Source organism: Dehalococcoidia bacterium, from assembly GCA_003597995.1.
Classification (GTDB): domain Bacteria; phylum Chloroflexota; class Dehalococcoidia; order Dehalococcoidales; family UBA1222; genus SURF-27.
Genome location: QZJY01000001.1, coordinates 1 through 23,773, shown reverse-complemented (window position 1 = coordinate 23,773; position 23,773 = coordinate 1). Strand labels below are relative to the sequence as shown.

General features: G+C 55.5%; 24 protein-coding genes and 1 tRNA gene. 10 read left to right on the top strand and 15 right to left on the bottom strand.

Annotation, left to right across the window (positions count from 1 at the left end):
- Window positions 1-17: 17 nt before the first annotated feature.
- From ftsZ to mraZ, 4 genes are all read right to left on the bottom strand, one after another.
- On the bottom strand, window positions 18-1,145 hold the full coding sequence (gene ftsZ, locus C4542_00125; GenBank protein RJO63335.1) for a cell division protein FtsZ: 1,128 nt from the start codon (window positions 1,143-1,145) through the stop codon (window positions 18-20).
- A gap of 31 nt (window positions 1,146-1,176) precedes the next feature.
- Entirely contained in the window at window positions 1,177-2,403 is a 1,227-nt protein-coding gene (ftsA, locus tag C4542_00120; GenBank protein RJO63334.1) for a cell division protein FtsA, read from the bottom strand.
- Window positions 2,404-2,505: 102 nt separating this feature from the next.
- Entirely contained in the window at window positions 2,506-3,549 is a 1,044-nt protein-coding gene (gene rsmH / locus C4542_00115) for a 16S rRNA (cytosine(1402)-N(4))-methyltransferase RsmH (GenBank protein RJO63333.1), read from the bottom strand.
- A gap of 10 nt (window positions 3,550-3,559) precedes the next feature.
- A complete protein-coding gene (gene mraZ / locus C4542_00110; protein RJO63332.1) occupies window positions 3,560-3,985 on the bottom strand; it encodes a transcriptional regulator MraZ in 426 nt (141 codons plus the stop codon).
- Between the two features lie 265 nt (window positions 3,986-4,250).
- Here mraZ and trmD point away from each other — a divergent pair, with 265 nt between their 5' ends.
- The 3 genes from trmD to priA all read left to right on the top strand — a co-directional run bounded on the left by trmD (window position 4,251) and on the right by priA (window position 8,448).
- Window positions 4,251-5,039, top strand: coding sequence for a tRNA (guanosine(37)-N1)-methyltransferase TrmD (gene trmD, locus C4542_00105; protein ID RJO63331.1), 789 nt, complete (start codon window positions 4,251-4,253; stop codon window positions 5,037-5,039).
- A gap of 426 nt (window positions 5,040-5,465) precedes the next feature.
- Window positions 5,466-5,978 (top strand): 50S ribosomal protein L19, encoded by a 513-nt coding sequence (locus C4542_00100; GenBank protein ID RJO63330.1) that lies wholly within the window; start codon window positions 5,466-5,468, stop codon window positions 5,976-5,978.
- Between the two features lie 49 nt (window positions 5,979-6,027).
- Window positions 6,028-8,448: a primosomal protein N' gene (gene priA / locus C4542_00095; GenBank protein ID RJO63329.1), complete on the top strand. Its 2,421-nt coding sequence runs from the start codon at window positions 6,028-6,030 to the stop codon at window positions 8,446-8,448.
- 100 nt (window positions 8,449-8,548) lie between these two features.
- Here the strand turns inward: priA and C4542_00090 are convergent, their stop codons facing one another.
- Both C4542_00090 and C4542_00085 read right to left on the bottom strand, forming a co-directional pair.
- Complete coding sequence (locus C4542_00090) at window positions 8,549-9,133, bottom strand: hypothetical protein (protein ID RJO63328.1); 585 nt, start codon at window positions 9,131-9,133, stop codon at window positions 8,549-8,551.
- A 650-nt stretch (window positions 9,134-9,783) separates the two neighbouring features.
- The gene (locus C4542_00085; GenBank protein ID RJO63327.1) at window positions 9,784-10,206 is read right to left on the bottom strand and encodes a hypothetical protein; all 423 of its coding nucleotides are present in this window, start codon (window positions 10,204-10,206) and stop codon (window positions 9,784-9,786) included.
- Window positions 10,207-10,511: 305 nt separating this feature from the next.
- Between C4542_00085 and C4542_00080 the strand changes: the two genes are divergently transcribed.
- Window positions 10,512-12,056, top strand: coding sequence for a CCA tRNA nucleotidyltransferase (locus C4542_00080; GenBank protein ID RJO63326.1), 1,545 nt, complete (start codon window positions 10,512-10,514; stop codon window positions 12,054-12,056).
- On the opposite strand, the gene C4542_00075 is transcribed toward C4542_00080, so the two are convergent.
- Complete coding sequence (locus tag C4542_00075; protein ID RJO63325.1) at window positions 12,048-13,070, bottom strand: histone deacetylase; 1,023 nt, start codon at window positions 13,068-13,070, stop codon at window positions 12,048-12,050. The genes C4542_00080 and C4542_00075 overlap by 9 nt on opposite strands.
- Window positions 13,071-13,082: 12 nt before the next feature.
- Window positions 13,083-13,697 (bottom strand): lysine transporter LysE, encoded by a 615-nt coding sequence (locus C4542_00070; GenBank protein RJO63324.1) that lies wholly within the window; start codon window positions 13,695-13,697, stop codon window positions 13,083-13,085.
- Between the two features lie 184 nt (window positions 13,698-13,881).
- Between C4542_00070 and C4542_00065 the strand changes: the two genes are divergently transcribed.
- The 6 genes from C4542_00065 (at window position 13,882) to C4542_00040 (ending at window position 19,359) form a co-directional block, all read left to right on the top strand.
- Window positions 13,882-15,081: a DNA double-strand break repair nuclease NurA gene (locus C4542_00065; GenBank protein RJO63323.1), complete on the top strand. Its 1,200-nt coding sequence runs from the start codon at window positions 13,882-13,884 to the stop codon at window positions 15,079-15,081.
- 184 nt (window positions 15,082-15,265) lie between these two features.
- Entirely contained in the window at window positions 15,266-15,883 is a 618-nt protein-coding gene (locus C4542_00060; GenBank protein ID RJO63322.1) for a hypothetical protein, read from the top strand.
- Between the two features lie 134 nt (window positions 15,884-16,017).
- Window positions 16,018-17,628, top strand: a complete 1,611-nt coding sequence (locus tag C4542_00055; protein ID RJO63321.1) for an ATP-binding protein — start codon at window positions 16,018-16,020, stop codon at window positions 17,626-17,628.
- 44 nt (window positions 17,629-17,672) lie between these two features.
- Entirely contained in the window at window positions 17,673-18,314 is a 642-nt protein-coding gene (locus tag C4542_00050) for an N-acetyltransferase (GenBank protein ID RJO63320.1), read from the top strand.
- A gap of 96 nt (window positions 18,315-18,410) precedes the next feature.
- Complete coding sequence (locus tag C4542_00045) at window positions 18,411-19,244, top strand: patatin family protein (GenBank protein ID RJO63319.1); 834 nt, start codon at window positions 18,411-18,413, stop codon at window positions 19,242-19,244.
- A gap of 40 nt (window positions 19,245-19,284) precedes the next feature.
- Window positions 19,285-19,359 (top strand) — tRNA-Ala (locus C4542_00040).
- A gap of 213 nt (window positions 19,360-19,572) precedes the next feature.
- On the opposite strand, the gene C4542_00035 is transcribed toward C4542_00040, so the two are convergent.
- The 7 genes from C4542_00035 to C4542_00005 form a co-directional block, all read right to left on the bottom strand.
- Window positions 19,573-20,109, bottom strand: coding sequence for a DUF2318 domain-containing protein (locus C4542_00035; protein ID RJO63318.1), 537 nt, complete (start codon window positions 20,107-20,109; stop codon window positions 19,573-19,575).
- 1 nt (window position 20,110) lies between these two features.
- Window positions 20,111-20,794, bottom strand: a complete 684-nt coding sequence (locus C4542_00030; GenBank protein ID RJO63317.1) for an ABC transporter ATP-binding protein — start codon at window positions 20,792-20,794, stop codon at window positions 20,111-20,113.
- 8 nt (window positions 20,795-20,802) lie between these two features.
- A complete protein-coding gene (locus C4542_00025; protein RJO63316.1) occupies window positions 20,803-21,996 on the bottom strand; it encodes an ABC transporter permease in 1,194 nt (397 codons plus the stop codon).
- The gene (gene lgt / locus C4542_00020; protein RJO63315.1) at window positions 21,983-22,801 is read right to left on the bottom strand and encodes a prolipoprotein diacylglyceryl transferase; all 819 of its coding nucleotides are present in this window, start codon (window positions 22,799-22,801) and stop codon (window positions 21,983-21,985) included. The genes C4542_00025 and lgt overlap by 14 nt, the downstream gene beginning before the upstream one ends.
- 100 nt (window positions 22,802-22,901) lie before the next feature.
- Window positions 22,902-23,096, bottom strand: coding sequence for a hypothetical protein (locus C4542_00015; GenBank protein RJO63314.1), 195 nt, complete (start codon window positions 23,094-23,096; stop codon window positions 22,902-22,904).
- A gap of 57 nt (window positions 23,097-23,153) precedes the next feature.
- A complete protein-coding gene (locus tag C4542_00010) occupies window positions 23,154-23,387 on the bottom strand; it encodes a hypothetical protein (GenBank protein ID RJO63313.1) in 234 nt (77 codons plus the stop codon).
- A 272-nt stretch (window positions 23,388-23,659) separates the two neighbouring features.
- Window positions 23,660-23,761: a hypothetical protein gene (locus C4542_00005; protein ID RJO63312.1), complete on the bottom strand. Its 102-nt coding sequence runs from the start codon at window positions 23,759-23,761 to the stop codon at window positions 23,660-23,662.
- Between the last annotated feature and the right edge of the window lie 12 nt (window positions 23,762-23,773).

Below are 23,773 nucleotides of genomic sequence, written 5' to 3'. Positions count from 1 at the left end.
GAGTCCGTCTTTATAAATTACGGGTTGTAGGAGCGCATCTGCGGGCGGGTTACCTTGTCCGCCGGGATGGCCTGGCGGTTGGATATCGGGCGGTTCCAGCGGCGCAGGAAGGAAGGCACATCCAACTCGTCCTCGGTCTTGATATTCCTGAGCTTCTTGGTGAACTCGTCGTCTTCCTTGGTATCGACTTCGGTCTTGTTGACGAAACCGGTGGCGATAAGGGTGATGCGCACCTCGCTGCCCATGGCCGAATCGGACGCCACGCCGAAGATGATGTTGGCGTCGGGGTCGACGGCCTGCTTGATAACCTCAGCGGCTTCGTTGACTTCAAAGAGGGTGAGGTCGGCGCCGCCGACCACGTTGAAGAGCACACCCTTGGAGCCTTCGATGGTCACATCCAGCAGAGGGCTGGCTAGCGCCGCTCTGGCGGCATCCACGGCGCGGTTCTTGCCGGTGCCGCGGCCGATGGACATCCAGGCGGGGCCGGCATCCTTCATGACAGCCTTTACATCCGCGAAGTCCAGGTTAATCATGCCGGGTACGGTAATGACCTCGGAGATAGCCTGCACGCCGTGGCGCAGCACGTCATCGGCCATCTTGAAGGCGGTGTCTACGCCGGTCTTGGGGTCGCACAGGTCGAGTAATCTGTCGTTGGGGATGATGATGAGAGTATCGACCTTGCCCAGCAGGCGGCTGATGCCGTCCATAGCGACCTGCATGCGATGGGTGCCTTCGAAAGAGAAAGGCTTGGTGACCACGGCAATGGTCAGGGCACCAGATTCCTTGGATATCTGGGCGATAACCGGGGCCGCGCCGGTACCGGTGCCGCCGCCCATGCCGGCAGTCACGAAGACCATATCGGCGCCGGTTACCATTTCCTTGATTTCATCGCGGCTCTCTTCGGCAGCTTTCTGGCCGGTGTTATGGTCGCCGCCGGCGCCCAAACCGCGGGTCAGCTTCTCGCCTATTTGCATCCTGACAGGGGATTCGGTGATTGCCAGGGCTTGGGCATCGGTGTTTACGGCGATGAACTCTACGCCCTGTATTTCTTCACGCACCATGCGGGTGATGGCGTTGCTGCCGCCGCCGCCGCATCCGAAAACCTTGATCCTGGCTCCATTGGGGACAAAACTCGTCTTTGCCATTTTTTTCTCCTTATATTCCTTCTTTTATTTATTATTTGCCAGAGAATAAGGAAGCCAGTCTGCTAGCCATATTGCGCAGACGTCCCGTAAATCCGCCACCGTTCCATTCCTGGGTGCGGCGCGCGGGATGCTTGGCCCCCCAAAGGAGCAGGCCGACACCGGTGGCATAGGCCGGGTCGCGCAGCGAGTCGGTGATGCCGGTGATGTGCAGCGGGCAACCGACGCGCACAGGTAGCTTGAGGACCTCGCAGCCGAGGGTCTCGATGCCCGAGAGGTTGGAGCTGCCGCCGGTGAGCACCAGGCCGGCCGGGATGACAGATTCGTAATCGGAGCCGGGGAGTTCCAGCAGCACCAGGCGCAGAATTTCTTCCACGCGGGCGTGCAGGATATCGCACAGGTCCTGATAGGAGATGCCGTGGCCGTCCTCGGAGATAGGCGTGCTGCCGGCCATCTTGTTTTCATAGACCGACATGACGCTGCCGTAGCGTTTCTTCATTTCTTCGGCCACCTCGAAGGGCAGGCCCAGGCCGATGGCCACATCGCGGGTGAGCTGGTAGCCGGCCACCGGGAGTATGGCGGTGTGATAGATGCTGCCTTCCTTAAAGACACAGATGTCGGTGGTGCCGCCGCCGATGTCGGCAATGGCCACGCCCGCCTGGCGCTCATCTTCGGTGAGCACGGCTTCGGATGAAGCCAGCGGCTCAAGCACCAGGTCGTCGATGTCGAGACCGATGCTGCGGACGCACTTGACCAGGTTCTGTATCGAGTTGGCGGCCGCCGTGATGATGTGGGTCTCCACGTCCAGGCGGAAACCATGCATGCCCACCGGATTTTTGACTCCCGGCTGGCCGTCCACCGCGTAGTTACGCGGTATGACGTGCAGCAGCCTCCTGTCCTGGGGGACCTTGACGCTCTGCGCGGTGGTCATAACGCGCTTGAGGTCGTCCGGCCTTACCAGTCTGTCGTTGCGGGTGATAGCTACCACGCCCCGGTTGTTGGTGGAAGAAACATGCCGGCCGGTCACGCCGACATAAGCCGACTCCACCCTGATGTTGCACGCCTGTTCAGCCTTGCGAATCGATTCGCGGATAGCTTCTTTGGCGTCATTGATATTGACCACCAGCCCCTTGTGCATGCCGTACGAGGGGGTGATGCCCACACCCACCACACGAACACCGCCGTTGTCCTGCTCGGCGATGATAGTGGCTATCTTGGTGGTGCCGACATCGATTGCGGTAATGGTTGATTTCCTGCTCATGTACTCCTCCTTTTACAGACTGCTGCTATAATAAACTCCTGCGAGTCAGTTCTGACATTCACATCTTTATCCCCTCTCCTTCCGGGACATTGCCCCCGCCACCTAGTTCAAATTGAGCGTTGCGCCGAAAATCATCCTCAGCTTGTCCGGGTGTTTCCAGCCGCTGGTCTCGTTTCCAGCAAGCTGGCTGAGACGTTGCGCCGTTTCCTGCCATTCTTCGCTGCTTATAATTCTCTGCGCCACCCGCAGTTTGGCGCTGCGCGAGCGCGGATTGGCTTTTTCTTCTGCCAGGCTGGGGGCGATGACCCCCTTGTTCACCAGACACAAGCGGGGCTGGTGATGGCAAACACACTGCGGCAGGCCGGGCGGGCAGATGCAACCGGCGGCTTCCCGCCGCATAAAGTTCTTGACGATACGGTCTTCCAGCGAATGGTAGCTGATGACCACAAGACATCCCTCATGTCCCAAGAGGTTTACCGCCTGCCCGAGCGCCGATTCGAGGTGTTCTAGCTCCTGGTTGACGGCGATACGCAGGGCCTGGAAGGTCTTGGTAGCGGGGTGTATGCGTCCGCGCGCCGGCATGGCGCGGGAGATAACGTCGGCCAGCTCGTCGGTGGTGCGGATGGGACGCGCCCGCACGATGAGGTGGGCTATCTGGCGGCTATGCGTTTCCTCGCCGAATTCATAGATGATGCGCGCCAGTTCGGCTTCGGAGTACTTATTGACAATGTCGGCAGCGGAAATGGCCTGCTCCGGGCCGAAACGCATGTCCAGCGGCGCGCCGTGCTTGAAGCTGAAGCCGCGCCCGCTCTCGCTGAGCTGGAGGGAGGAAAGTCCCAGGTCGAACAAAATGCCATTGACCGGCTCGAAGTCGTTTTTAAGACAGATGGCTTCCAGATTGGCAAAGTTGTCGTTGACGATGAGCGCCGAGGCCCCATATCGCGAAAGGCGCGCTCGCGCCAGCCTTACGGCTTCCGGGTCGGCGTCGATGCCCAAGAGCTGCCCTCCCGGCGCGCTGCGCTCCAGTATGGCTTCGGCATGCCCGCCGCCCCCCGCCGTGCAGTCGATATAGCGGCCGCCCGGCTGGATAGACAGGGCTTCCACGGTCTCCTTCAACAGGACCGGAATGTGCGTGGTGGTTGGCATCCCGACTCCCCTAGTGCCTTTCCAGGCTTTCGATTATCTGCCAGGCATCAGCCAGGTCAGTGTTCTTCTCGGCATCCCAGGCGGCCTTGTCCCACAGCTCGATATAGCTGTTGGCTCCGGCGACGACAATGTCCTCATTCAGACCGGCATACTGGCGCAGCGTCGTCGGCAGGTTGATGCGGCCCTGGGCATCGATGGTGGTATGGAAAGCGGTGGCGAAGAGGGCGCGGTTTATCTTGCGCAGCTTGCTGGGCGGCAGTCCGCCGGCTTCCAGCTTGTCCGCCATTTTCTTCCACTCGGCGATGGTGTAAACTGAAAGGCACTTTTCCTGGCCGGGCGCGACTATAATTCCGTCCTTGAAGTAAGGACGGAAACGGGGCGGAAACGGCATGCGCCCCTTGTCGTCTATACGGTATTCAAATTCGCCCAGAAACATAGGAGAAAAATCCTCTACTCCCCACTTCTTCCCACTTTCTACCATTCTACACTACATGCACCCATCGTTGTCAATAGTTTTAGAAGGAAAATTTATTTATAAGACAACATAAAAGCCGATAGTACTAGTCTGGAAAGCCATAAAAGCAGGGAAAATGAGCTTTTTGGCGGAAAGGCACTATTTAAATATGTAAAGGGAGCGTAATAATAAATCGACGTGTCAATTGCTCAAATACACTCTACGGTTATGGTAGAATGAATTTACTATGCGTATAGACATACTCACACTCTTCCCGCAGCTTTTCGAATCACCGCTCCAGAGCGCCATCTTCCAGCGCGCCAGAGACAAGGGCCTCGCCTGCTTCAATATATATAATATCCGCGACTACACCCACGACAAGCACCACGTGGTGGACGACTACCCGTTCGGCGGCGGGGCGGGCATGCTGCTCAAGCCCGAGCCCGTATTCGAAGCCCTCGAAGACGTGCTCAAGGACCGTCAACCGGATGAAGAACCCATCCCCGTCATCCTGATGACGCCGCAGGGCAAGCCTTTCTCGCAGCCAATGGCCTATAAGCTGGCGGAGCACAAGCGTCTGGTTATCCTCTGCGGGCACTACGAGGGCGTGGACGAACGCGTGCGCGAGCACATTGTCACCGAGGAAATAAGCATAGGAGATTATGTCCTCTCAGGCGGGGAACTCCCGGCGCTGGTGGTGGCCGACGCCGTGGTGCGCCTTATCCCCGGCGTTCTGGGCTCCGAGGAATCCGCCGCGGCGGACTCGCACTCTGACGGCCTGCTGGAACATCCCCAGTACACCCGCCCCGCCGACTTCCGCAGCTGGAAGGTCCCCGAGATTCTGTTATCGGGCAACCACGCCAAAATCGCCGCCTGGCGCCGCGAACAATCGCTTTTGAGGACGGCGGAACGCCGCCCTGAACTGCTGGACAGAGCCAGCCTGACGGCCAGAGAGAAGAAGATGCTCCAGTCGCGGGCGGAGAATGAGAGCAAACCGAGCCGGCCCGGGGCCGACTTCAGCTTTCCCGACGAATGATGTGACAACCCGCTTGCATTTTACACTGATTTTACATTAAGGTAATATGGAGACAATAACCCTCTAGTAAAATTGATACCGCGCGTTACCCTGAACAGGCTATATATGGCAAATGACAGACACAACATCACGATTATTTTCAACTCAAGTGAACCTGCCTCTTACCCCTGCGGCATAGCTTCCCGCTTCCTTTGGCAAACGGGATTTATCCTTTAGGCTAAATCCTAAAGGAGACTGAAAGAGATTTCCTTAACTTGTTGTTGTGAGGCTACGCCTGGAGGGAGTCGAAGGGTATTTGTCGCTATCAACCTTTCATATTGGACGCAGGTTATAACGGTTAGTAAAGCCTTAACCCTTCACCCCAACTTGAATATTTGAGCCTGTTATGTTATTTTATATGGATACTAAATTAGTTGAGGTAAACGTATGGTCGCCGATACCAAGAAGAAAGCCACCAAGGAAGTCAAAGAGAAAAAGGTCGTCATCAAGAAAGAACCCATCCCCCAGCTTACCGCTGGTGATAACATTAAGGTCAGCATGCGCATCGTCGAAGGCGACAAAGAGCGCATCCAGATGTTCCAGGGTGTGGTCATCAAGATTCACCATTCCGCCGACGGCGGCAACTTCACCGTGCGCCGCGTGGCTTACGGCGTGGGCGTGGAGCGCACCTTCCCCTATGCCTCACCGCTGGTAGCCCGCGTCGAGCTGGTGCGCCACGGCAAGGTGCGCAGAGCGCGCCTGTTCTACCTGCGCAACCTTTCCGGCAAGGCCGCCCGCATCAAGGAAAAGCGGCTGAGCAAGGAAAAGCTGGCTATGATAGAGGCCGCCGGCGCTTCCGAGATAGAGGAACTGCCTGTGATGGAAACCCCCGTGGCTGAAGCCCCTGCCGAGGGCGCTCCCGCCGCTACCGCACCTGAAACCGAAGTCAAGGCTGAATAACAGCATTTAACATTAACGCTCGCCTGTGAGCAGGATGAGGAGTACGGCTTTGTCTTATGCCGAAGTCAGCGTCAACTCCCCTGCCGGCGAGCGTCAGCTTTTCAGTTACTCTATACCTGAGAGTCTCAACCTCGTCCCCGGCCACGCCGTGTGGGTGCCGTTCGGCAGCCGCGTCCTGCAGGGCGTCGTGGTCGAACTGTCCGAGTATCCTTCGGTCGAATCGGTGCGACCTATCGACAGCCTCATTCAGTCAGAGCCGCTGCTTTCCAGGACGCAACTTGAGCTAGCCCGCTGGATAAGCAATTACTACCTCTCACCCCTTTTCGCCGCCATCGCCCTCTTTCTGCCGCCGGGTTTCGAACGCCAGCCAATCACTTTCCTGAGCGTCACGGATAAAGCGGAGTCAGACGTTTCCAGCCTGAGCGACGAGCAAAAGCAAGCCTTAAAGGCGATACAACGAGAGGGAACAATCGGCCTGAAACAGCTCGAAAAGGAACTGGGAAAGAAGGCCGCGCAGAGGCTCTCTTCACAACTAATAAATCGAGGACTGATTACCCGAAGCTACCAGCTAGAGCGCGAGCGGGTAAAGGCGAAGCGGGAACTTTATGTCAAACTCATAGCCTCTCCGGCTGAGGTTGAACAAACACTCGCTGTCCTCAAACGGAGGGCTAAGAAGCAGGCTGAACTCCTGAAATACATCTCACAGCAAAGCCGTCCAATACCCCTCGCTGAGGTTGTCGGAGCCGGCTTCTCCCGTACGATAATTAACCCTCTAGTCCAACAGGGATTAATCAGCCTTGTACCCGTCGAGATAAAGCGCGAGCCCATAGATTATTCACGCATTGCACCATCAGCCCCCCTCAACCTGACGCCGGCGCAGAGCGAGGCGCTTTCGGCTATCACGCAGAGCCTCAAATCAGGTAAACCCGGCGTTTTCGTGCTGCGCGGCGTCACCGGCAGCGGCAAGACCGAAGTATACCTGCAGGCGCTAGCTGAGACGATGAAACTCGGCAAGCGCGGTATCGCCCTAGTCCCAGAGATAGCCCTCACCCCACAGACCATCGAGCGCTTCGCCGGCCGCTTCCCGCACAAAGTCGCCGTGCTGCACAGCAAACTCTCGCTGGGCGAGCAGTTCGACCAGTGGCGTGACATTCAAAAAGGCGAGTACGACGTCGTGGTGGGGCCGAGAGGCGCCGTCTTCGCCCCGCAGCCGGACCTCGGCCTCATCGTTATAGACGAGGAACACGAGTGGACGTATAAACAGCAGGAACAGGCTCCACGCTACCATGCCAGGACGGTCGCCCTCAAGCTGGCGGAGCTGACGGGAGCCACCGTTATACTGGGCAGCGCCACGCCGGACGTGGAGACTTATTACCACGCCAAAACAGGTGATTACACGCTGCTTGAACTCCCCGAGCGCCTGACTCCCCGCCCCGGTTCGCCCATGCCGGACATCGAGCTGGTGGACCTGAGGGAGGAATTAAAAGCGGGCAACCGCAGCATGTTCAGCCGCCCCCTGCGCGAGGCCATCGGGCAGGCAGTCAGCTATAACGAGCAGGTAATACTGTTTTTCAACCGCCGCGGCAGCGCCACCTTCGTGCAGTGCCGCAACTGCGGGTTTGTCGTCAAATGCAAGCGCTGCCAGGTACCGATGAGCTACCACTCAGCCGAAGAGGCGCTGGTGTGCCACCAGTGCAACCGCAAGGAAGCAGTGCCCACCACCTGCCCGCGCTGTTTCAGTCGCAGGATAAAGTTCCTGGGCATCGGCACGCAGAAACTGGAGGAGGAGACGGCGCAAGGCTTCCCCAATGCGAGATTGCTGCGCTGGGACAGCGATGTGACGCGCGCCAAACATTCGCACGCTGAGATTATGGACAAGCTCAAGAGCCATCAGGCCGATATACTCATCGGCACGCAGATGGTGGCCAAGGGACTCGACCTGCCGCAGGTGACGCTGGTAGGCGTGGTCAGCGCCGATACCGCCCTCAACCTGCCCGATTTCCGCGCCGGGGAACGCACTTTTCAACTGCTGTCGCAGGTGGCGGGGCGCGCCGGGCGCGGCGAGCATCCAGGGCGCGTCATCATACAAACCTATTCGCCCGAGCACTACGCCATACAAGCGGTGCTCAAGCAGGACTACGAGGCTTTCTATAACCAGGAGATAGCCTTCAGGCGTGAACTAAACGAGCCGCCCTTCTCGCAACTGGTGCGCTTGACCTACGTCCACGTCAACGAAGACGCCTGTAGAGATGAGGCCAAGCGCATGAAACGCCGGCTTGAGGCGGACATCGCGGGGCGGGGCATTATAGACCTGAGCCTTATCGGCCCGGCGCCGGCCTTTATCGCCCGGCTGCGGGGGCGCTACCGCTGGCAGCTAACCCTGCGCGGCAACCAGCCGGAGAGGTTGCTAAATAACGGTGCTGTTCCGTCGGGCTGGGCCATAGACGTGGACCCGGTGGGACTTGGGTAACGGACAAAACTACCCGCATTGCACTAGGCAGCAATATGCAAACACGCGCGCTTCAAATTGTAGCAACACTAGCAATAATTTCAGCCAAGTTTATGTTTGACTAGTTCCAGTTCCCATCCCAAACTATGTTTACGCTAGCCACAATCCCCAGACTTTGCCAAAAAAATCCTTCCCCTGGGAATAAGCTTTCGGGGGAGTAGGGTTTACCGATTTGGATGTTCACTGTTTTGTCACGATTTGTTGGCCGTGTAGTCGTGGCTCCTGTATCATCGATGTATATGAGACCCTTGTCGGTCGTATTGAACACATTGAGGGCATGCCCACTCGCCGTGCCTTGCAGTTCGATGATTACATATCCGCACCTAAACCCTGCCATTTCTGAACTATTGTGGAGCCTTTCGGCGAAATCAGAGCAAATCCTCGGTACGCTGGGGTACGGGACCAAATTATTAATCGCTGCTTGGACACCTTTAATATCGACTTTACTTTGAGCTGAACCATAATAAGAACCCGGAGATTGATTGGCATACGCCAGATTGTAGTAATAAGTATCCGTGTATTCATGCTGGAGGAAGTCTAATAATTGGGAATAAGTCGGGTCAGTCGAATTAGTGTTGTTTATCAATACAATTGGGTTATTATAGCTATCAAAGTAATATGAACCGTTTATTCCAACTAAACCCAAATGATAATTTCCTATTACATTCGATGAAGGAACGCCTCCAAAATAGGCCCTCACATTATCTAAATAACCTATAAATGGTTCAGCCTTGTAATAGTAAATTCCTCCTACTGTGATACCAATGATCAAAACTAGTGTGAACAGGCATCCGAAACATCCGTTCCTTTTATCGGGGGTTGTATCTGTTATTTGCGGAGAACCATTAATTAGAGGGCGCTGAGAAGTAGCTGAACTATCGAACTGATAATGAGTATTATGTGCAATATCAGAAGGACTAAGTCCTACAGCCCGACATTTGAGGTTTAAACATTCATAGACTTGGCCTTTTGCATTATGCCATAGAGACTGCTTTTTACACCTTGGGCACATTGAAACATAGCTAGAGTGGACTTCCTTTTTTAGTTGTTTCAGCCGCTCTGTTTGACATTCCACGCAAGTACAGTTCGGCGGATGTTTACCTTTATACCAGTCTCGATCTTGTATTCCCATCGTAAAACCCCGAGTAGCCACAGGGCGAACTAGTTCTAGTCGATGGAATTATAAACCCATCGAAAGTAATTTGATACCCTTTTCGCCCGCATGACAACATTGGCTATACTTGAAGTTGCAAAATTATTAAGAGGCGTTTTTAATTGCTCTTTAATAACAGCCGACTATGGCCAGTCTATAAACGTATTTGCTAAGGCCGCATTAAAAGAGGGTTTACTGATAGCGCGTAGAAAGTTTCCTCTATTGCCGAAGTTAGTATTATTTTCCAATTCGGGAATATTAAGCTTCAATATTTCAAGAGGGATGGCTTGGTTAAACGGTAAATACCAGTAATTTATAATTTTGCTATTTCCCTTTGCATCTATATCTGTTACTATTCCAACCCCGGGCGCTTCCCTAAAATGACTGGGATAACCACCAGTACAATACAACAGAATGACATCTCCTGGCTGAACATTCTGCGAAGTGACATAGCCTGCCAAGAGGGGATAATTGCCGCCTTCGATTGGGTTTGCGGCATGATGTATTGACCCAAAAGCCGCCAGGAAATACTTCGGTTTGTATCCGGAAGCTGAAGGATTTGCCATTTTTAACCTCCGTTAGCTTTATCCAACATCGGCATGGATGATATACCATGCTCTTTGAATTGTAAAATATTCAAAAATATCATACCGGCGCGATGTTTTTCCTCGGTCTTTCCGTGACGAAGCCGAAGTAGTGAGGATAAATAAGGAGGCCCCGCCTCTCGCGAAGCAGGGACTCTCAAGCCGACCCTCTGATTATCTGCTAGTGTCCGATGATATCGGCTATCTCGCCGGTGGCGCGGTGGACTCCTCTCAACTAAGCCTCTTTTTCCTTGCCAAATCCACCCGCTTTCGTCTATCCTGAGAACGTGGATGAAACTCATTTAGAGGTCTTCCTGAGCCCGGCTGTCCGCGATATTCTCGCAAAGTTACAGAATATTCTGGCGCAACGCCATATCGAAGCCTACATAGTAGGCGGCCTTGTGCGCGACATGGTGATGGGACGTAATAAGGCGGACATCGATATTGCCATCGCAGGTGATGCCCTTGCTATCGGACCGGAGATAGCCGTACATCTCAAAGCTCACTGCGTGGTTTTAGACAGCGAGAATAGCGTGGTACGCCTGCTACCCCAAAAAGAGGGCCTCGAAGTATTTGAGGCGTGGCAGATAGATGTAGCTACGCTTCAGGGCAACCTCGCAGAAGACTTGGGCAGGCGCGACTTCACCGTCAATGCCCTGGCTATCGACCTGGCCAAACTCAGTTTGACATCAAACGATAAAATTGAGGCAACCGTCATAGACCCTTTCGGTGGGTTAGGCGATATCCAAAAGAAACTCATCCGCGCCGTCAACCCGCAGGTTTTCAAAAACGACGCTATCCGCCTGCTGCGCGGCTTACGCCTCGGAGCAGACCTCGGCTTTGTCATCGAGTCGCAGACCGAGGCCTTGATAGAGCGCGACCATGAACTGATTAAAAACGTGGCCGGTGAGCGCGTGCGCGAAGAGCTGCTACGTCTGCTGGCGCTGCCCGACAGCTACCAGGCCATCGTTTATATGGATAAGCTGGGACTGCTTACCGCTATCATCCCCGAGTTGGCCCCCACCCGTGACGTGGACCAGCCTAAAGAGCACGCCTGGAACGTTTTCCACCATTCGGCCCGCTCCATCTCGGCGCTTGACTTCATTTTACGCCGGAGCGGTTGGGCGTTCGCCGACAGCAGCGTCCTCGCCGGGATACCCTGGGATGAAAATATCGAGAGTTATTTTGAGGCTAAAGTAAGCCCGCTGTCCACGCGCCGCGTGCTCACCAAGCTGGCCGCCCTGCTGCACGACATCGCCAAGCCGCAGACGCGCATCGTCAACGAGTTCGGCAGGGTGCGTTTTTACGGCCACCCGCAGGAGGGCGCGCCTGTCGCCGCCGCCATATTGGAGAGGCTGCGCTTCAGCAAGCACGAGATAAAGTTCGTGGAAACCATCGTGCGCTACCACCTGCGCCCGGTGCAGATGACCGAAGACGGAGCGCCACCCACCAGACGCGCGGTTTATCGTTATTTCCGCGACATGGACGAAGCCGCCATCGCCACGCTCTATTTCAGTCTGGCCGACCACCTGGCCACACGCGGCCCGGACCTGGAAAAAGCTAATTGGGATTGGCATGTCGGGGTAATGGCGCACCTGATAACTGAGCACGAAAAAGCTCCTGAGACAATTGAGCCTCCGAAGCTGCTCGACGGCCACGACCTGAAGCATGCATTAGGACTCACGCCCGGTCCCCGTCTGGGCGAGTTGCTGGAAGAACTGCGCGAGGCTCAAGCTGCCGGTGAAATCACCACGCGTGAGGAAGCGCTGGATTATGTCAAAAAGATGGTGGACGAGGGGGAAAAGCAAACTCGGCGAAAAGGTTCAGCTTAACTCAAACAATTCTCGCAGCCTTGCAATGGAAGGCTTAACATCGGGGGATTTCTCTCCTGACCGGCAGGGACCCAGTTCATCATCGATGTTCTCGTTCCCCATCAGCACATCGAACACCGCCTTGACGCTCCCCGCCAGAGCCTCCAGGTTATAGCCGCCTTCAAGGCTGAACACTACCTTTCCTCCGCAGCATTCATGCGCCAGCGCCTTTATCCGGCGCGTAATTTGAGCGTAACCGCTGGTACTCAGGCACATGGAGGCCAATTCGTCCGCCCAGTGGGCATCGAAACCCGCCGAAACGAGGATTAGCTGCGGTCTAAAACGCCTGCCGAGGGGTAAAACGATTTCATCGTAAACGCGCTCATATTGGTCGTCTCCGCAGCCGGAAGGAAGAGGTATGTTGAACATATTTCCCGCGCCTCGTTCATCTACATCCCCGCTGCCCGGGTATAGAGGTGACTGGTGGGTAGATACGTAGCAAACACGCGGCTCATCACGGAATATATCCTGGGTGCCGTTGCCATGGTGCACGTCAAAGTCCAGAATGAGGACACGTTCAAGCCCGTATCTATCCAGCGCGTGTGCCGCAGCCACTGCTACATTATTGAAAAGGCAGAAGCCCATCACCTGCTCGTAGGTAGCATGGTGCCCCGGGGGGCGAACGAGAGCGAAAGCAGAGCCTACCTCCCCGCCCATCACGGCGTCCACAGCGCTCGCCACGCCCCCGGCGGCATACAGGGCGGCCTTGAAAGAATGACGAGAAACCAGCGTATCGGCGTCTATTTGGCCGCCCCCTGACGCAGCCAGTTCGCGCACAAAGCGAATGTGTTTCTCGCTGTGCACGTGCAGCAGCTCATCAAGAGTCGCCTGGCGCGGAGCGATGTGGGTGAGTTTTTCCCAGAGGCCGGATTCTTTAAGCCGCAGGATGATGGCCTCCAAGCGCTGCCTGTTCTCCGGGTGTTCGCCGGTGTCGTGCCCCAGGTAAACGGGGGCGTAGACCAAGCCCACCTTCATAGGATATACCTCCTATTTGATGATGGTCTGTATGCCAGATATGATGAAGCGGAAGCCGAAGAAAACCAGAAAAAGGCTGGTGGCGATAAAGAGCCATTCCTGAAAGCGCTTGTCCAGGAAATGATGCGTCTTATTGATAAACACGGACACGAATGTGAGCCAAACCAAGTCGCACAGCCAGTGAATGATGACGAGAATAAAAAGGCCTCTCACTCCGTAGTCCAGGAACTGCATCACCAGCAGGCTACCGATTGTGGCCCACCACAAAAGAAAGAGGGGATTGAGCGCGCTCATAACGATGCCGGCCACGAAGGCAGGATAGGGCAAGTCCTTACCTTCCCTTACTACCTTGGCACGGTCGCGGAACATGCTGACGCCCAGCCACACAATCATAGCCCCACCAGCCAGGCTCAGCACTATCTGAACGGCCGTATCCTGGAAAAAACGGGAGAAGCCGAAATAGATGAGGAGTATGAGGGGCACCTCGACGACGGCATGCCCCAGAGCCATTTGAGCCCCTGCCCAGGGTGATTTATAGCTCTTGGCCAGGGTAACGGCGAACATCGGTCCGGGCATCATCACGCCGGATAGAGAAATGACGACCACACTGGCTATAATCGGCCACATAATGCGGGATTATAGCATTTTACCCACTTAGAATTCCTATAGACGGCGGCAGGTTTGCTTTCGAAATAGTAGGTGAGCGTTACCTTGACTGGCGTATCGTCCTTGATAAGGTCGGGTGTTAAGAAGGCTTGAGTCTCCGTTGCTTTATCGACTATACTGGTGCCAGTCTGATAGGGGTGAGTCGATGCTGGACTTGAGCCGCGTAGCCGGACAAATCGGGGAGATGGTGGGCCAGCTCAAAGCCGATGGGCAGGAGAGGCAGCAGCACCTTGTCCGCGCCCTTACCCTGATGGTGGACAGGTCTGTCGACTTCGAAAAACTCAAGCGCAAGGCAGCGCAGAGCAAGACGACATTTCTCGTCGCCGGGTTGGTCGAACCGCTAGCCACTCATACAAAACCCGCGGAAACGCCAACGGACTTCAGCGTCATCGCCACCGACGGCTCGCAGATAGACGTGGACCGCCACCAGTCGGCGCGTTGCTACCTCATCAACATAGGACGTATCCGACTGGACTACGGAAAGAACCCGCGCGCTACGCTGGAGAGCCTGCCCAGACTATGTGCAGATGATAATGCCCTCGTCATATCCGGCGGCACCAGGGAACAGGTGGTAGAGGGTGCGCTGCTCAACATCAAGCGCTCCGTGGACGAATGCCAGCACCTGGCGGATATGTCGGCAGAACTGCCCCCCGCTCAACCCGCGCTGGCCGTCATCGACGGCTCGCTCATCCTGTGGGGACTGGCGGGCAAGGAGTTTCCCGATTTCGTAGTCGAGGAGCTGTTAGATAAAGGCTTCATCAAGTGCCTCGACGACATGCTCAAACTGGCAAAGAAGAGGCCGCTCGCCCTGGCGAGCTACATCAGCTTCCCGCGCTCGACGGACGTGGTAAACGCGCTCCGCCTGGTACTATGCCCGCACGACCCGGCGGACTGTGATAAATACTGCGGTGAAACGAATATCGGCAAGCGCCCTTGCGACGCGGTGGCCGGCGTGCAGGACCGGGACCTATTTGCCAATCTGCTGGCGGACAGCGAGCGTTCCGCCCTGTTCACCAGCCAATCAAAGATAGTCAAAGAGAATTACGGCAAACACTGGGTCAACTTCTTCTACATGAAGCTGGAGGACGAAATAGCCCGCGTGGAGATACCCGAGTGGGTGGCGCAGGACACGGCAAAACTTGGCATGACCCACGCCCTCATGCTCGACCAGTGCCGGCGCGGCCAGGGCTATCCGGCTGCGCTGGCGGAAGCGCACGAGCAGGCGGTGGTTACGGGGGCGGACCGCGAGAACTTCCAGCAGCTTGTGGAGATATTGATGGCTGACGAGCATATGACGCAGACTACCTCAGCCAAGAGCCGAAGCAAAAAGACGAGGTGGGTGTGATACCTTTGTCATTCTGGAGGAGGAGTGCAGCGACGACGAAGAATCCGGGGTGGGGCGCATTTTTCCCACTCCCCAGATGCTTCAGCCCGCCTGCGGCGGTCTTCCAGCATGACAACGCCGTAAGTTTTCACTCGATACGATAGAATTGGAACACTCGCAATGACAACATAATGAGGGATACGATATGAAACAACCGCAACAGCGTCTCGGCGAGGTAATCGAAGCCTCTACCACCGGCTTTACCGCCCAGTGCTACGAGCTTTACGAACTGCCGCCCCTCGGCTCCCTCGTGAAGACAACCGAGGGGGAAATCGAGCTTTACGCCGTGGTCTATCAAGCCACAACAGAGGGACTGGAACCCGGCCGCAAGCCCATCGCCCGCGGCAAGGATGAAGCCTCCGAGGAGGCTATCTTCCAGTCCAGCCCGCAGCTTGCCAAACTGCTCAGAAGCGAGTTCTCGGCGCTGGTGGTGGGGCACAGAAACGGGAATAAAATCCTTCAATATTTGCCGCCCCGCCCCGCCCGCATCCACAGCTTCGTCCATGCCTGCACGGCAGAGGAAATCAAGGCATTCAGCCAGGCTTTCGGCTTCCTGAATATTCTGGTCAACGCCGAACTGGAGACGCCGTCGGATGAGCTTATCGCAGCCACTCTGCGCCTGATGAGTACTACCCATGAGGACAGCCGCGCATTTCTGGTGGGCGCGGGCAAGGAACTGGCCGCCCTCCTGGGGCAGGACTACGCCAGACTTAAAGCAATCCTTGAGAGGATAAAACCAACGGACGAAAGCACGAAATCCTAATATCTAAATACTAAACAAGCTCAAAATACTAATATCAAATGATTAAAATATTTTGGACATTGAGGTTTTAATATTTGAATTTATTTAGAATTTGGTGCTTGGTGCTTAGGATTTTGCATTAAAGCGAGGTTTTCATGAACGAAGACGCTAGACTCGGAATGGTCGTTGCCGGCTCATTGAGCGAAGGCGTGGCCGTGAGGCTGGACGCCAGCGCCTCTGTTGAGGACGTGGTTGTCGGACGTTATGTCACCATCCAGGGCAAGAGCCGCCGCTTCCTGGGCATGATAACCGACGTGAAACTCGACGCCAGCGACCAGCGCATGACCTTTTCTCCCCCCGACCCGTCGGATACTTTCAGCGCCGAAGTGCTCTCAGGCACCAGCGCCTATGGTTTACTGACCGTCACTCCCTATCTCGTCATCGGCGGAGACGCAAAAACGGTCGTTGAGGGCCCGCAGCCGGTTAAGACCATCCCCAGCCACTTCTCCCCCGTCGGGCTCTCGTCGGATGCCGACATCGAACTGGTTTTCGGCAAAGAGGACGATAAGCATTTCTACATCGGCAACCCGCTGGATATGGAGACCAAACTCTGCCTCGACCTGCCGGAATTCGTTAAACGCAGCAACGGCATCTTCGGCAAAAGCGGCACGGGCAAGACCTTCCTGACGCGCATTTTGCTTATCGGCATGCTGCAGAAGAGCGCCTGCGTCAACCTGGTGTTCGACATGCATTCGGAATACGGCTGGGAGGGCTCGTCGGAAAAGGGACGTAAGGTCAAGGCTCTCAAGCAATTATTCCCGACCAAAGTCTCCATCTTCTCCCTGGACGAGGAGAACGCCCGCCGCCGTCAAGTAGCCACAGACTTTATCGTGAAAATCGGCTACGACGAGATAGAGCCGGAGGACATGTCCCTGCTGAAACAAACGCTCAACCTCACCGACCTGGCCGTCGAGGCCTGTTTCACGCTGCGCAAGCGCTTCGGACGCGACTGGATAAAACGCACGCTGGAGCTTGACGCGGGCGAAGAGAGCGAAGGTTTGCTCAAAGACCTTAACATCCACGAGAGCAGCTTCCAGAGCCTCAAGCGCGGCCTCGGCACCATCACGCGCCTCTCTTTCATGCAGCCGCACGTCGAGCAACGGGCGGTGGACCACGTTTTGGGCTACCTCGAGCGCGGCATCAACGTGGTGCTGGAGTTCGGGCGTTATACCGACATCACCGCCTATATTCTGGTAGCCAATCTGCTCACCCGCCGCATCTATTCCCAATACCGCGAGAGGACGGAGAGGTCTCTGGCCGAGGATAAAGCCGCACCTTCCCCGCTGGTCATCACCATCGAAGAGGCGCACAAGTTCCTCAACCCGGAAGTGGCCTCGCAGACCATCTTCGGCACCATCGCCCGCGAAATGCGCAAGTACAACTGCACCCTGCTCGTTATCGACCAGCGTCCTTCCGGCATCGATACCGAGGTCATGAGCCAGCTCGGCACCAAGATTACCTGCCTGCTGGACAACGAGCGCGATATAGACAGTGTGCTGGCCGGCATCTCCGGCAAGAACGAACTCAAGGGCGTGCTGGCCAAGCTGGCCGCCAAGCAGCAGGCGCTTATCTTCGGACATGCCGTTCCCATGCCGGTAGCTTTCAGCCCGAGGGAATACGGCTCTCGAGAGTCGTATAAAGAATTGGCGCAGAACGAGCGCACTATGGAAAAAGTAGAAAAGGACATCGACGAACTGTGGCGCTGAAAAGCGGAAAGCTGACTGCTGATAGCTGAACGCGGAGGTAAACCATGAGCTGTGGCGCTGAGGCCAAACCCCATAACCTCGGGTTTGAATACATCGAGCTTGCCGGCGAAAAAGTGCGCCTGCGCCCTACCACCGCTGAGGATGCCAAACAGGGCTACAAACTCGTGCACAATAACCGCGATATCCTCAAATGGCTCTGCTGGGATGGCCCCAAGGACCAAAACGAGCTGGCGGAAACCTACGGCACACGCTGGCCACAGGAGATGCGAGAGGGCACCAAGTACTCCTTCGCCATCGAGGAAAAGAATAATTCCGGCGTTTTTATAGGTTCCGCCGATGCCCGCATCCTGCGCCATCCACAGCAGTTCGAAGTCGGCTACTGGCTGGGTGTGCCCTACTGGCGCAAGGGCTACACGACGGAGGTGCTGGCGCTCATCTGCCATTTCTGTTTCAGCCACCTCGAGGCCGACGTGGTCACTTCAAGCGCTTTCGTCGGTAACCTGGCCAGCCGACGTGTGCAGGAAAAGAACGGCTTTCAGTTCGAAGGCACGCTGCGCAGGCAGATTTTCAAGGATGGTAAATGGATAGACCTGTGGCATTTAAGCCTGCTGGCGGAGGAATGGGAAAAAAAGAATTTCAAACCCGTTTCCGAAAGGCTGGTCCCTGTTCAGGCAGACAAGAAATAGTCAACGATTTGAGGGTATATGCGACGTGCTGAAATACTAACCGATTCCTTCAACCTCCGTTACATTTGATACATTGTGTCCTCGAGGGAGCAGGATATGTCAAAGAAAAAGGTCGGCATAGCGCTAGGCGGGGGTGCCGCTCGCGGCATTGCCCATGTCGGCGTGCTGGAAATACTGGAGAAAGAGGGTATTCCCATCGACATTGTAGCCGGTACCAGCGCCGGGGCCGTCATCGGCGCACTGCACGCCTCAGGCATGACAGCCTTGCAGATGAAGGAATTGTTTCTGGGCTTTGACTGGAAAAAACGCCGCCGCCTGGTCGACATTTCCGTTCCACACACTGGGTTCATCGCCGGCGAGCGCTTGATGCACGAAATGCAAAAGATTATGGGCGGAGACATCAAATTCAACGAGCTCAAAAAACCCTTCGCCTGCGTTGCCTGTGACCTCTTGAGCGGTGAGGAAATTGTCATGACAATGGGCTCGGTGGCCGAAGCCGTGCACGCCAGCATCTCCATACCGGTCGTTTTCCAGGCGGTCAAGCGCAAGGGACGCTTCCTCATTGATGGAGGTCTGGTAAACCAGGTGCCCGTGAACGTGGTCAAGGCTATGGGAGCGGATTACATCATCGCAGTGAACGTAGTGCCGCGCCACGTGCAAAAATTGAAAGCCCGCCTGGATGACCAGGGAACCTCCGAGACCGAGAGCGGCCCGCGTCCCAACCTCATAAGCGTGATGCTCAGCGTTATCGACATCGCCAATTCGTGCCGTATAGAGACATGCTTTAGCGGCGCCGACATCGTCATAGAGCCACGCATGCTGCAAATCGGCCCGGCTGATTTTCACAAAGCCGAGCTTTCCATTCTGCAAGGAGAAATGGCCGCCATCGACGCCGTGCTCAAGATAAAACGCGAACTCTCTAAAAATTGAATTGCTGGAGCGTTTGCACAACTGCTATAATTACGCTCACGGGGCTGTAGCTCAGCGGGAGAGCATCTGATTTGCATTCAGGGGGTCAGGGGTTCGAATCCCCTCAGCTCCACCACCCTCAGTTCGTAGCTACCGCGACTATCCCCTATCCTACGATGTTTCCTTATTGCTATACATGCTTAACCTGTTGCCCACCACTTCTTCTTTTCCATCGGCTTAAAGCGGCTAATCCTCATCCAAGCTTCAGCCAGGTGTTACCCTGGCTGAAGCGCATCGGGGACAGGCTAGGCTGACGCGAACCTTGCGGCAGACAACGTCACGACTAAAGTTAGCCTGCTTGCAACGTATTTTGATAGGCTGAGTCCAGGTCGGCCAGGGTAGTTACCAAGTTGCCGTTTTGCATCTGCCATGTCACCTCGGCTTTGGGGTAATTGACGCAAGCTCCACTGATGCCCTTACCCGTCTTGGCATTAAACTTGGTACCGCAGGTGTCGCATACCAAAACCCCCTTCTCTAATGAGAAGCTGGATGAGCGGCAGGGCGGACAGATATCCGCCCTCATGTAGGTGACTCCATCTAGCTTATAGGCCATAAAAGCCTCCTTGCCGGATGGCAGGGTCGCCCAGAAATGAACCATTTTCCCTTGCTCTACAGCGCTTAGCGGCACCGACAACTGGTTCCCGCTCAGCGTCGGAGTGATCCAGGTAGGCTTGTAGCGCATCGCATCAGTGCTGCTCACACCGACAGAACCCCCCGTTGCGGCACTCGATGAGGGCGCCGCTTGGGACCCTCCGCAGGCGGAGAGCAGGACGGCCGCAACCAGCATAAATGGCAACAATACTTTTACCAGTGTTTTTCCAGACATATTAACCTCCTATGTAAGAAATATTCTTGACGATTTCGACGATTTGCCCGTCCTTCAGGAAAAGGGTTTCGCGGGCGTGCCGGGCTATTTCAGGAGCATGGGTCACCATGACGATACTGCGGCCTTCGGCGTTTAATTCTTCGAAAAGCTTTAATATCTCTTGCCCGGTCTTCTGGTCCATGTTACCCGTGGGCTCATCGGCCAGGATAAGCTCCGGGTCGCTCACCAGGGCTCGGGCGATGGCTACGCGCTGTTGTTCCCCGCCGGAGAGCTGGGCGGGCTTGTGATTGGCTCGCTTCTCAAGCCCCACACGTCTCAACATCTCTTTGGCCCGGGCAGTGTCCGCGCGTCTGTTAAAAGCGAGTGGCAGCAGCACGTTTTCGAGTGCGGTAAGGGAAGAGAGCAAATGGTACTGCTGAAAGACGTAAGCCACTTTCCCGCGCCGAAGCGTAACCATCTCGTTTTCAGTAAGATTATCAATGCGATCGCCGTCCAGTATTACCTCACCTGATGTAAGCTGGTCGAGTCCACCAATGATGTTGAGGAGGGTGGATTTCCCCGAGCCGGAAGGCCCCATCACAGCCAGGAAGGAGCCTCTATCCACCGTAAAACTCACATCGTTTAAAGCGGCGACCTGGCCTTCGCCCTTGCCGTATATTTTCGAAACGTTCTTAATCTCTAACATATCTCACCTCACAAAGAACGGAATGAATCAGCCACCCGGATACGCGTGGCGCGGTAGGCCGGATAGGACGTTGCAAGCATGGCCACCGCAATGGCGACCGCAAGAGAAACAGGCAGCAGCCGGAGTACCCATGTGACTGCCGTACCCTCGAAGATCAAGGGGCCGATAACGTAGGCAAGGAGGCTCCCACATACGTATCCGAAAACACCACCGAGTACGCCCACGATAACGGCCTCTTCCAAAAACATAGCGATAATCTGCCGTTGTGAGGAGCCCACCGCGCGCATGATGCCTATGTCTTTGATGCGTCCATGCACCGAGGTCATCATGGTATTCATCACCCCGAAAGCGCCGATGGCCAGGGTAATACCGGCCAGGGCATACATAAGGCGGTTGATGCGATCGAGCATGCCCATCTCTGTTTCCGCCACCTGCTTGACGGCAACAGCTCTCAACCCCGGGATAGCCCCGTTGAGGGCATCGGCAATTATTTCTACAGGGCAGGCGTTGCAGAGGGCGCGGATATCAATGGAGGAAACCTTCCCTTCCTTTCCAGTAGCCTGCTGCACGGTAGAGAGGGTGGCAAAGAGCTGGTAATCATCATTGGAACCGGTCATCTCCAGGATGCCAGTAACCTTAAAGGTGACATTACCGACGCTCACCTCATCACCAGCTTTAATCCCCAGGAGTTCACTGGCGGAGGCGCCAGCCAAAATATCATTCATTCCTGAAATGTAACCCCCCTGCTCCACCTTCCACCAGGTGCGCAAGAGCCTCTCTTCCTCAGGGATCACTCCCACAACCAGCACATTCGTGCCGTTCACGGCGGCATTCACGTAAAGCTTAGGGGCGATGGTAGCTATGTTCCCCTCGGCTTCAACTGATTTGAGGGCTTTCCGTATCTCGCCGTCGGTAATGGTGCGTATCTCCGGAAGTCTCCCCTCGTCGATATAGTTATCGCCTATACTGAGAGCCCCGAGGCTTAAGTCCCCGAGCGTCATATTGAGATTGCTAACGGCGGGAAGGATAGTCAGGTTGGGGCCGTACTTCTCAAGCTGGGCTATGATGCGGGCCTGCCCGGCGGCAGCCACAGTCAGAATGCTCACCACCGTCATGGTGCCGATGATAACCCCCAGGGCGGCGTATAAGACGCGTTTCTTGCGGCGCAGGATATCCTTTAGAACAAGTTTATAGATGTTCATCTTTTATTTCCCTTTCAGGTATGAGATTGCGACGCCTGTTAAGTTTTAGGATAATGGCTCCAGCAAGAGCCCAGGCCGCTATGGCCAGCACCTGCGCCTCTTGAAGTCCCCAGAACAAAACGGACTCATATCGCACGGTGGTGAGTAACAGCCTTCCAAGAGCATATAGTGCGAGATAGACGGCAAAAAGCATGCCGTTCTTGTTGAAACGCCCTTTTAGTATATGCACCAGGAGTAAAGTGGCGGCGTTCCAGAGCATCTCGTAGACTGGATATGGGTGCGTGGGTACGCCCAGTAGGCCGGGGGCTATGGAAGAGGCAGGATTAGTATAGATAAAACCCCAGGGCAGGGTGGTCGCGCCGCCCGCTGCGTCGCCGTTGACGATGCATCCGAAACGCCCGATAATCTGACCGACCAGGATGGCGGGGACCAGAATATCGGCCAGAAGACCGAGCGAAATGCGCTGCGCCCTGGCATAGATGGCGATGGCCAACCCTCCCCCGATGAGCGCACCCCAGATGGCCAGGCCTCCCTGTTGCAGCTGTATAATCTGGATGGGGTTAGCCAGGTAGTAACTTAAGTGGTCGAGCACGTGGAACAGCCGCGCCCCCACGACCCCACCCAACAACACCCATGGGGTGAGATTATAGATAACCTCGCTTGGTATGCCCTTCTGTTTTGCACCCCTCACGGCAATGAAAAACACCGCAAGCGCCGCCGCAAGCACGGCCAGGCTATACCACCTGAGCTCGACGTGCCCGACCTGAAAGATGACCGGATTGATATTGATTACGATGCCATTCATATTTTTATCCAGGAAGATTATATCTTTATATATTATTATAATATTTTATATGTTTTCCAGCTAGTAGAGAGCTGACAGAGGTTGGGACTGGACTGTCTGTCTAGGGGCTTTTAAGCATAATACCGCCTGCGGGAGATTCAACTTCGCCCACAGTGAGTCTTACTATCTCTAACGTCTGTTTCATCTCCTCCAACAGACTGTCGAGTTCGCCCACTACCGCAGTTATTTCATCGATATATGTCGACTGGGTTTTTGAAGCTTTATGAGAGCTCCTGACTTGCCCTTCAATCGCCATTACTCTCTCCTTAAACCGCAATCGAAAAATGCTGTTCCGCACCAGGTTTTTGAACTGCTAGTGGCAAGCGCCGCCGGTTGTATTCGTATCCCCGATGGCACCCTGAGTCGTACTATTAGCCATCGGACAGCTTACCTGGCCCTGGGCGTCGGTCGCCCCGCATCCGGATGTTCCCTGTGCTCCGGTGGTGGGTACGCCTGCCAGCGCCGGCACCGCAAAAATAAGCAGCGCAGCGGCAACCAGGAAGACTCCTGCTCCGGTTGCTACCAAGATATCCTTTTTGTTCTCCATGTTCCTTCCTTTCTTTTAGTTCCTGTGTTGGTGCACATCCCTATCACCGTCGTAATACATACATAACTATAATATGCCCCGTTGCTTAAGCAGAGATTAGAAGGTGCTTAGCAGGAGATTAAATTTCAGCTTGGGTAGTTCTCCTCGAGCGAGTAGGGGGGTGGACGGAAAATGACATTCTCCCCGACGCAAGCGTCGGGGTATCACAATAATCTTAGTTGATCTTTGTGAATCTGGACATATTTACCGGATTCGCCGCAAGCGGCGGGGAATTAGACCCTAATGAGATTGAATATCTCTTTCCTGTATTTTGTTACCAGAACTACATGATAATCACATTGATAGACACCATGCGAAAGATGAATCAGTTCCATGCCTCATATTAT

Coding starts and splice junctions, on each gene's coding strand:
- C4542_00010 (RJO63313.1), bottom strand. CDS start 23,387: ATGGAGAACAAAAAGGATATCTTGGTAGCAACCGGAGCAGGAGTCTTC.
- C4542_00025 (RJO63316.1), bottom strand. CDS start 21,996: ATGAACATCTATAAACTTGTTCTAAAGGATATCCTGCGCCGCAAGAAA.
- C4542_00035 (RJO63318.1), bottom strand. CDS start 20,109: ATGTCTGGAAAAACACTGGTAAAAGTATTGTTGCCATTTATGCTGGTT.
- trmD (RJO63331.1), top strand. CDS start 4,251: ATGCGTATAGACATACTCACACTCTTCCCGCAGCTTTTCGAATCACCG.
- ftsZ (RJO63335.1), bottom strand. CDS start 1,145: ATGGCAAAGACGAGTTTTGTCCCCAATGGAGCCAGGATCAAGGTTTTC.
- C4542_00085 (RJO63327.1), bottom strand. CDS start 10,206: ATGGCAAATCCTTCAGCTTCCGGATACAAACCGAAGTATTTCCTGGCG.
- C4542_00030 (RJO63317.1), bottom strand. CDS start 20,794: ATGTTAGAGATTAAGAACGTTTCGAAAATATACGGCAAGGGCGAAGGC.
- mraZ (RJO63332.1), bottom strand. CDS start 3,985: ATGTTTCTGGGCGAATTTGAATACCGTATAGACGACAAGGGGCGCATG.
- C4542_00070 (RJO63324.1), bottom strand. CDS start 13,697: ATGTGGCCGATTATAGCCAGTGTGGTCGTCATTTCTCTATCCGGCGTG.
- C4542_00050 (RJO63320.1), top strand. CDS start 17,673: ATGAGCTGTGGCGCTGAGGCCAAACCCCATAACCTCGGGTTTGAATAC.
- C4542_00055 (RJO63321.1), top strand. CDS start 16,018: ATGAACGAAGACGCTAGACTCGGAATGGTCGTTGCCGGCTCATTGAGC.
- rsmH (RJO63333.1), bottom strand. CDS start 3,549: ATGCCAACCACCACGCACATTCCGGTCCTGTTGAAGGAGACCGTGGAA.
- C4542_00100 (RJO63330.1), top strand. CDS start 5,466: ATGGTCGCCGATACCAAGAAGAAAGCCACCAAGGAAGTCAAAGAGAAA.
- C4542_00065 (RJO63323.1), top strand. CDS start 13,882: ATGCTGGACTTGAGCCGCGTAGCCGGACAAATCGGGGAGATGGTGGGC.
- lgt (RJO63315.1), bottom strand. CDS start 22,801: ATGAATGGCATCGTAATCAATATCAATCCGGTCATCTTTCAGGTCGGG.
- C4542_00075 (RJO63325.1), bottom strand. CDS start 13,070: ATGAAGGTGGGCTTGGTCTACGCCCCCGTTTACCTGGGGCACGACACC.
- C4542_00045 (RJO63319.1), top strand. CDS start 18,411: ATGTCAAAGAAAAAGGTCGGCATAGCGCTAGGCGGGGGTGCCGCTCGC.
- ftsA (RJO63334.1), bottom strand. CDS start 2,403: ATGAGCAGGAAATCAACCATTACCGCAATCGATGTCGGCACCACCAAG.
- C4542_00015 (RJO63314.1), bottom strand. CDS start 23,096: ATGGCGATTGAAGGGCAAGTCAGGAGCTCTCATAAAGCTTCAAAAACC.
- C4542_00060 (RJO63322.1), top strand. CDS start 15,266: ATGAAACAACCGCAACAGCGTCTCGGCGAGGTAATCGAAGCCTCTACC.
- C4542_00005 (RJO63312.1), bottom strand. CDS start 23,761: ATGGAACTGATTCATCTTTCGCATGGTGTCTATCAATGTGATTATCAT.